Annotated in this window: 8 protein-coding genes; 7 read left to right on the top strand and 1 reads right to left on the bottom strand. The window is 62.9% G+C overall.

Annotation, left to right across the window (positions count from 1 at the left end; all coding sequences use genetic code 11):
• Nucleotides 1-949: 949 nt before the first annotated feature.
• From QN345_RS13005 to QN345_RS12990, 4 genes are all read left to right on the top strand, one after another.
• Nucleotides 950-1129 carry a hypothetical protein gene (locus tag QN345_RS13005; protein ID WP_322136689.1) on the top strand — a complete coding sequence of 60 codons (180 nt, stop codon included), beginning with the start codon at nt 950-952 and terminating at the stop codon, nt 1127-1129.
• 86 nt (nt 1130-1215) lie between these two features.
• Entirely contained in the window at nt 1216-2517 is a 1302-nt protein-coding gene (locus QN345_RS13000; protein WP_322136688.1) for an FtsW/RodA/SpoVE family cell cycle protein, read from the top strand.
• A gap of 285 nt (nt 2518-2802) precedes the next feature.
• Complete coding sequence (locus tag QN345_RS12995; RefSeq protein WP_323508725.1) at nt 2803-4155, top strand: NRAMP family divalent metal transporter; 1353 nt, start codon at nt 2803-2805, stop codon at nt 4153-4155.
• Between the two features lie 483 nt (nt 4156-4638).
• Nucleotides 4639-4851, top strand: a complete 213-nt coding sequence (locus tag QN345_RS12990; protein WP_322136685.1) for an NAD-dependent epimerase/dehydratase family protein — start codon at nt 4639-4641, stop codon at nt 4849-4851.
• A gap of 215 nt (nt 4852-5066) precedes the next feature.
• Here QN345_RS12990 and QN345_RS12985 read toward each other — a convergent pair whose 3' ends face one another.
• The gene (locus QN345_RS12985) at nt 5067-5225 is read right to left on the bottom strand and encodes a hypothetical protein (RefSeq protein WP_322136684.1); all 159 of its coding nucleotides are present in this window, start codon (nt 5223-5225) and stop codon (nt 5067-5069) included.
• 32 nt (nt 5226-5257) lie between these two features.
• Here QN345_RS12985 and QN345_RS12980 point away from each other — a divergent pair, with 32 nt between their 5' ends.
• From QN345_RS12980 to QN345_RS12970, 3 genes are all read left to right on the top strand, one after another.
• Entirely contained in the window at nt 5258-5836 is a 579-nt protein-coding gene (locus QN345_RS12980; RefSeq protein WP_322189237.1) for a helix-turn-helix domain-containing protein, read from the top strand.
• Between the two features lie 46 nt (nt 5837-5882).
• The gene (locus tag QN345_RS12975; RefSeq protein ID WP_322140585.1) at nt 5883-6659 is read left to right on the top strand and encodes an NAD-dependent epimerase/dehydratase family protein; all 777 of its coding nucleotides are present in this window, start codon (nt 5883-5885) and stop codon (nt 6657-6659) included.
• Nucleotides 6660-6990: 331 nt separating this feature from the next.
• A complete protein-coding gene (locus tag QN345_RS12970) occupies nt 6991-7629 on the top strand; it encodes a flavin reductase family protein (protein WP_322136682.1) in 639 nt (212 codons plus the stop codon).
• The last annotated feature ends 280 nt before the right edge of the window (nt 7630-7909 follow it).

Below are 7909 nucleotides of genomic sequence, written 5' to 3'. Positions count from 1 at the left end.
TATTCGGAGAAGATCGCGGTCGCTCCCGGATCTCATCGGATCTGCGCGTATGGGATCAACACTGGGGCGGGCGGCAACACCCTGGTCGGGTGCCTTACGATCACGGTCTAAACGGCCGTACGCGGGGCGTACCCTGGTCACCGTTACAGGTAGCAGGGTCGAGGCCGGGAACGGGCGCCGCGTGCGTGGCCTCGCCCTGGACTCGTCATTGGACGGAGCTAGGGAACAGGCATTCGCGTTATTCTAAATGCCGTCCGTAGGAGAGCTTGGCTGACATTTGTATCGCTGGGGCCGGCCTTACCGTCATCGCCACGGCCTGGTGGTCGTGACCTCGCTCGGGGAAAGCCGGACGAAGCCGGGCAAAAACGCGCACAGCATCGAGGCAGTTTCTGTCGCTCGCGGCGAGTTCCTGGATTCACCTACGGGCACGCCGGGCGGGACGGAGGTGACGGTACGCACGCTGCGAACCCAATAGTGCGGATGTCGGCACGGCAGCTGCTACTACTTCGGCGGGACTCGACAGCCGGGTTGAAGACATCACTGCACGTGCCCTTTTTCGATCACACCGCGGACGGCCCTTTTCATTTTGAAAGTTCTTACACACGGCTTCGCGCTCGCGCGAACGGCTCGCGTTCTTAGAGACATCTCTCCGGCTGACGATTGCATATCCTGCGGGACAACCCCATCCAGGGGGCATGGGAGCATTAGTGTCGGAAATTGGCCTCAGTGAGTTTGCAGGGCGCTCCACCATAGTTGTGACGAGCGCCGCCTTGCGCGCTTTCGTACGGTGGCCTTTCGCTGCTGGCTGATGAACGGACTCTCCGATGACCTCTTCAACACCCGATGCCCGTCCGATCGCTCATCGTGGCGAGGCGAGTAAGCGTGTGCGTCGACGTCGGAGGATCCTGGTGTCGCGGGCGCGGGCGCGGTCGTTGTGATCGTTGGGCGGATGGCGGCCTTCGCGATCTACAGTTACAACGATCTGTCCAACCTCATCCACCGTTCGACGATCACGATGTCGACCGCGTCGGCAACGCCGGGGGTACCGCAGAATACCGGCGAGACGAAGGACGCCTACACCGACCGGGCCACTCCGCTGCAATCCGGGTCGATCCCGTGCGTCGAATAGGCCCGGTCACAGCATTACCCATTGACCGTGCGGCACGATTGCGCGGCGCGGTCCCCGGAGTTCGGACCCGGAATGTTGAACTGTTCTTGTTGCTGCTGGCCAGTGTCATTGTGCTCGGCAGTGTGCTGCTCGTGCAGCTGGGAGCTACCGGACACACTGATGCGGCGTTCATCGGTGTGAGCGCGACACTTCCAGCCCTGTCGCTCTTGACGCACGTGGTGATGCGGTTCGCGGCACCGTTATCTGATCCGTTCATTCTGCCGATTATGACCGTCCTCAGTGGGCTTGGGATCGCGGAAATTTATCGGATCGATCTTCATTACGGCTCTACCGGCTGGGCAAGTGCGAGCGTTCGACAAATCGTCTGGTGTGCGATCGCGGTCATTTGTGCACTGGTGACGCTATTGGTTGTACGGAACATTCAGCTCCTGCACCGATACACGTTCACCTTCGGGCTCATTGCCGTGGCCTTACTCGCGCTTCCCCTGGTACCCGGAATCGGAAGAGTCGTCTCCGGCGCTCGGGCCTGGATCAGCATCGGTTCGCTCAGTTTCCAGCCCGGGGAGATCGCGAAGATCGCTTTGGCGGTCTTCTTCGCAGGATACCTTGTGCGACACCGCGACGCGCTGTCGCTCTTGGGGAACAAACATCTCGGATTTCGATTTCCCCGCGTTCGCCATACGGGCCCGATCGTTTTGGTCTGGCTGCTCTCTATCCTTGTGGTGATCGCCCAACACAATCTCGGCCCTGGCCTGCTTTACTTCGGGATCTTTCTCGTCTTGATCTACGTTGCCACAGCACGGCTCAGCTGGCTCATCATCGGTGGTCTACTCATCGTGGCGGGCACCGCTGCTGGCAATGCCAGCCTCAGCTACGTGAACCTTCGGATCACTAACTGGTTCACCCCATTCGACACCCAGGTCTACAACGCGACCGGCGGAAGCTACCAGCTCGTCCAAGGTCTATTTGGCTTCGCGCACGGTGGCCTGATTGGCACTGGCCTTGGCCAAGGGCAGCCTTGGATCACCCCGGTCTCGCAAAGCGACTACATCTTCGCAAGCCTCGGTGAAGAACTCGGCCTCGCGGGGATCTTTGCCATTCTCTCCCTCTACCTTCTCTTCACCGCGCGCGGCCTGCGAATCGCGCACGACAGCGCCGACGACTTCAGCACTCTCCTCGCCGTCGGGCTTGCCTTTGTCGTCGCCCTGCAGACGTTCATCATCATCGGCGGACTTACCCGCATCATTCCACTCACCGGACTCACCACCCCCTGGCTCTCTGCCGGCGGATCCTCCGTCATCTCCAACTGGGTCATCGGGGCCCTCCTCCTACGAATCTCCAATCAACGCCGCCCATCACGCCAGCGGGCGGGACCTAAAAGTTCATGATCCGAGATGCCAGTGACCAAGCCCGGTTCACGTCTTGACAGATCCTCGGTTGCGTCCCGCGGAGCGGTGCACTTCCCGGTCTTGGGGCGTTGCCACTCTCGTAGGTCAGCAAGGCGTCGTGACCGGCCGCGGCCCGCGCAAAAGTCCTCGTGCGTTTCCACTATTTTAGGCGTGCCAGAATTCCTCTATGAGGCATTCCGTCTTTGCCAGGTCCCATCCAATGGTTCGCGTCCGCCCAGCGCGAGGGTGTGCCCTGTGCGCGTCCGATTTCGTCCGCCGGGCCCGGTGGTGATCCTCTTGGATACTAATGGGCTGCCTCTGACGCGGGAGGACGTGGCGCGTTCCTCTGACCGTGCCCGGGTCTCCCGGGCACGGCAGTCCAGTAAGGGGTATCACCTGGCGTGGCTGCTGGCCGGCCCGGGACTGCTGGTCATGCTGGGCGAAAATGACGGGCCAAGCATGGTCTCCTACGCCGCGGACGGGGCCAACTATGGCACGGGGTTCTTTCTGCCTTTCATCGTTGTTCTTTTCGCGATGTCTTACCTCTGTCAGGAAATGTCCATGCGGGTAGGCGCCGTGACCCATCGTGGCTACGGCGAACTGGTCCTGCAACGCTACGGTCGTCTCTGGGGGTGGTTCGGGGCAGTGGACCTCGTGCTCACAAATCTCGTCACCCTGGTCTCCGAGTTCGTCGCGATCCGGGTCGGTCTGGCCTTCTTCGGCCTGGGAGCGCCGGTCGCTGCCAGTCTGGGGATCGTGTTGGTCTTCCTGACCCTCGCCGGGGGACGGTACCGGCGGTGGGAAAGAATTGTTTTGGGACTGGCCATGTTCAACGGCCTGTTCCTGGTCGCCGCGATCATGGTGCACCCGGATCCGGGTGCCATCGGCGGAGCGTTCGCGACGTGGTCACCGTTTCCCTTTGATGGTCTCACCCCGCTGCTGCTGCTGCTGACTGCAACCATCGGTGCGACCGTCACACCATGGATGGTGTTCTTCCAGCAGAGCGCCTCGGCAGATAAGGGAATAACCCACCAGGACATTAGGCACGGCCGTCTGGACACGGCGGTCGGTGCAGGTTTGGCCGCGGTGTTTGGCTGCGCAGCCCTCATCGTCGGTGCGGCGCTGTTCGCTCATGGCGGCTCAGCGATCCAGGGTCTCGCGGGCGCTGGTTTCCCTGCCGCACTGAGCGCCGTGGCGGGAATGCCGGTGGGCGCGGTCTTTGCCCTGGGCCTAATCGAAGCCGGGGCCGTGGCGATCCTGACTATCTCAGCCAGCACCGCGTACGCCGCCGGTGAATGTATCGGGGTCTCGGCCAGCTTCAACAGTTCCCCCCGCGGCGCAGGCCTTTTCTACGGTGTCAATGTCACCTCGGCCTTGATCTCGGCGGCAGTGATCCTGATTCCTGGTGCGCCGTTGCTTGCCATTGCGCTGAACGCGAATGTGCTGGCCACTGTTCTTCTCCCAGTCACGCTGGTCTTCCTGATGATGTTAGCCAACGACCGTGAACTGATGGGCAAATGGGCCAACACACGCCTGACCAATATATTAGGAACCCTAGTGATCACTTTCATCGCGCTCTGCGCGGCGGGCTACGGAATCATCTCCTTCCTCCAGACCATCCACCTCATTCCGAACTAGTCACACGAACACGAATCCGAGTGCTCCGCAAACGACAAGGAACCCAGGTGAAAAGCTGCAACCATGACACGGAGGACCCTGCGGCGGTACTTGAACCGGGCCAACTGTCCACAGCAAAATCACGCCCGGTCCCCCCGGCTGTGCTGGGCCCCAGCACTCGGAAAGCCTTGTGGGCGTTAAGGATTTTCGTCTTACTGCTGGCCATCCTGGTCACCTACACCTTCATCGCCCCAATCATTAAGTAACCAAATTCAGGGGGATGCCCTCGGCACGCCATGACACGGTCATGTACGCCAAGGAACTTCGGGGCACGTCGATCAAGGTCAACGCTCGCGGCGCGCGCGCAGGTACTCGCCCAGCAGGTTCGGCGCGTTGGTCATTTCTCTACCGTAGGCCCGCGGTCACGGATGTTCCATGGTCCTGCCGCTCCCATGATTGAAGGGGCACTGGCTGGGCACAGCCTGGCGCGGAAGAGTTATCACTATGACCACACATCACGTACTCGTCACCGGCGGGTCCGGCTTCATCGCCGGCCACATCATCTTGCAGCTTCTCGAGCAGGGCCATGTGGTGCGAACCACCGTCCGCTCACTCGCCAAGGAGGGATCCGTGCGTTCCGTGCTCGCCGACGCGGGCTTGGTGCACGGCGAAAACCTCAGCTTCGTCGTCGCCGACCTGCTCAAGAACGCCGGATGACCGGAGGCCGTCGCCGGAGTGGACCACGTACTGCACGTGGCATCCCCCGTGCTACCCGGGCATCTCAAGAACGAGGCCGACCTTATCGTGCCGGCACGGGAGGGCGCGCTGCGGGTCCTGCGTGCGGCCCGCGTGTTGTACGTCTCCGTGGGTGACGATGAGGCCGGGGTTGTGCGTCACGTGGGTTGACGATGGGGTTGTCCACGTCGGCAGCATCATCGTGACGAGCGGCGATGGTCGCGGACGAACGCCCGGGCCGTGATCGTCACGATGATCTTGGCCGGGCTGCTCGGCACGTTGACGGCGACCGCCGCACCCTCAACACGAGGTGGCCCCTTCCCCGGCCAGGTGTGGTAGTCAAGAGTTACTGGCATGACCTTGTGGCAGCAGAACGGAGCTGGACGCGATGATCGTGGTCGCCTCGCCGGAGCAGGCCGAGGCCCTGCTCGACGCGGGGCAGCTGGGCTGTCCCGGCTGTCCCGGGGCGTTGCGCCCGCACGGGTATGGCCGCATCCGCAGGGTGCGCAGCCTCGACGAGGCACCGGTCACGGTGCGACCCCGCTGTGCCCGCTGCCCGGAGTGCGCAGCTACGCACGTGCTGCTGCCCGCAGCGCTGGTGCTGCGCCGGGCGGACACGGCCGAGGTGATCGGCACTGCCCTGGCTGCGAAGGCCCGCGGCGACGGGCACCGCCGGGTCGCGGCCCAGTTGGGCCGCCCGGTCTCCACGGTGCGCCGCTGGCTGCGTCGGGCACGGGAAGCACACGCCGACTGGTTGCATGAACAGGGTGTGCAGCACGCGTACCGTGCCGATCCTGACATCCTGAGCCGCGATCTGGTCTGGCCGACTCCGCTCGGGGACGCGCTGAACCTCCTCGCCGGCGCGGCGCTGGCCTGCCGGCAGCGTTGGGACTGCCCGCTGCCGGTGTGGACGCTGATCGGAATGTTCACCCGCGGCCGGCTCCTCCCCGCGCCCTTGCGCACCTGAGATCCCGCGCCGAGGCGCTTCCGCATGCCCGAAAACCGCCGTCATCGTGACGACCGTCACGATAGACGCCGTCATCGCTGACGACGACCACGTCACCGTGCCGCCCACACCCCCAATTCTCATCGTCAATCAGGATGACGCCTCATCGTCATTCAACGTGACGGACAACACCCGCGACGCCGGCGTGCAGCGTGTCGTGCTCACCTCCGCGTTTCATGCGGTGAGCTGGGGACACCCACACAATGGCCACGTCTTCACCGAGGACGACTGGACCATCCTTGACGGCCCGGGCGTCGACGCATACGGTAAGAGCAAAACACTCGCCGAGCGCGCCGCCTGGCAATTCATGGCTGACGAGGGAGGTGCCATGACACTTGCCACGCTCCCCGTGGCGGTGATGGGACCGGTAATGGGCGACGACGTCTCGGGGGCGAACCGCATAGTCCAGACTATGCTTGAGGGCCGGATGCCTGGCTTCCCCGATCTCTATATCCCCATCGTTGACGTACGCGACGTGGCGATAGCGCACATCCTCGCGATGACGGCGGCGGATGCCGCCGGGCAGCGTCTCCTGCTCTCGAACGGTCCCGCCATCCCGATGCAGCAGATCGGAGCCGTCATCAAGGCGCATCTCGGTGTTGACGCGCGGCACGTGCCCACCCGGTCGCTCGCCGACATGCCCGGTGTTCCCGACCTCGGCTACTCGAAGAAGACTTCGAACGACAAGGCGCGCCGCGTGTTGGGTTGGACGCCGCGCGACCCGCGCAAAGCCATCGTGGCCGCCGCCGAGAGCATGGTGAGGAAGGGATTCGTCACCCGGTAATGTCGCCGGCTGACGCGTTCGCCCGGCATCGAGGGCAAACGTGCGCGCATCGAAGGCACACCTTCAGCGACTACTGCCCGCAGTGATACAAGCCCTTGGGGAAGCCGATGGTGCGCAGTTCGGGATCCAAATTTTCACATTGCCTGGTGTGTTCGGCTGTGCTATCGGCCTCACTGCTCCCGTGGAGCGCGATTGCTTGCGATCTCGATGGCGTGACTCTGTGACGTCGGATATCCGCCAGCACCGGGATATCGGGTCGGAAAGAATCGAAGTGAAGCTCGCACCGACGAGCCCTACCAGCCCTCGCTCGCCCCCGCACCGAAGGAAGCCCATGCCGACGCACACCGTGATTGATCCTGCCATCCTCTACTTCGGAACACCCGTTGCGCTTCTCAGTACGATCGACCGCGACGGTGCCACTAATACGTCCCCGATGTCGTCCGTTTTCTGGCTTGGCCAGACTGCCCTCCTTGGCATGGGCGCCCGGTCCTTGACTGCACAGAACCTTCTCGACACCCGCGAGTGCGTCATTAACCTCCCCACTGCCGAACTAGTCGAGGCGGTAGACAGGATAGCGTTGACGACCGGTCGCATGCCCGTCCCTCCTGGCAAGGCTGGCGTTGGCTATCGATACGAGCCCGACAAGATAGCCTGTGCCGGTTTGCATGCCCGACCTGGTGACACCGTCCGAGCGGAACGGATCGACGAATGCCCGGTTAATCTCGAAGCCCGCATCGTTCATTCGCGTCCCCTCGAGAAAGATGACCCGGCCGATGGCGACACGTTCATTTTCGAAGCCAGGATCACGAGGGTGCATGTCCACGAGTCGATCCGCGTGAAAGGGTCGAAGAATCGTATCGATCCGAACTTGTGGCGGCCTCTGATCATGAATTTTCAGCGTTTTTACGGACTCGGCGACGAGTTGCATCCCTCGCGTTTGGCTCAGACGGACGAGGAGTGGTACCGCTAATGGCGCCCTGACAGCTCATCTCGCCAACGAGAAGCCCTGGCGCCTTGCCGAATCGGTGATCAGGAATGCGACGAAATGCCCTAACCGGGCCGTCTGAACACGGCAAAACGCGATCGAGAAGTGCCGAACGTCGGTGTCGTTCGTGGAACTGGACGGGCATTCTATTGTTGTGAGTGCAGGTTACGCACGTGGAGCCAGATCGTGATGGCGAAGAGTGGAATGTGGCGTGCCGGAAGATTTCTGGCAAACCAGACTGGCAGGTACGTCGGTGGCTGAGCCG

The organism is Cryobacterium sp. 10I1, from assembly GCF_035019805.1.
GTDB classification, from domain to species: Bacteria; Actinomycetota; Actinomycetes; order Actinomycetales; family Microbacteriaceae; genus Cryobacterium; species Cryobacterium glucosi.
This window is presented reverse-complemented; position numbering and strand designations above follow the sequence as displayed.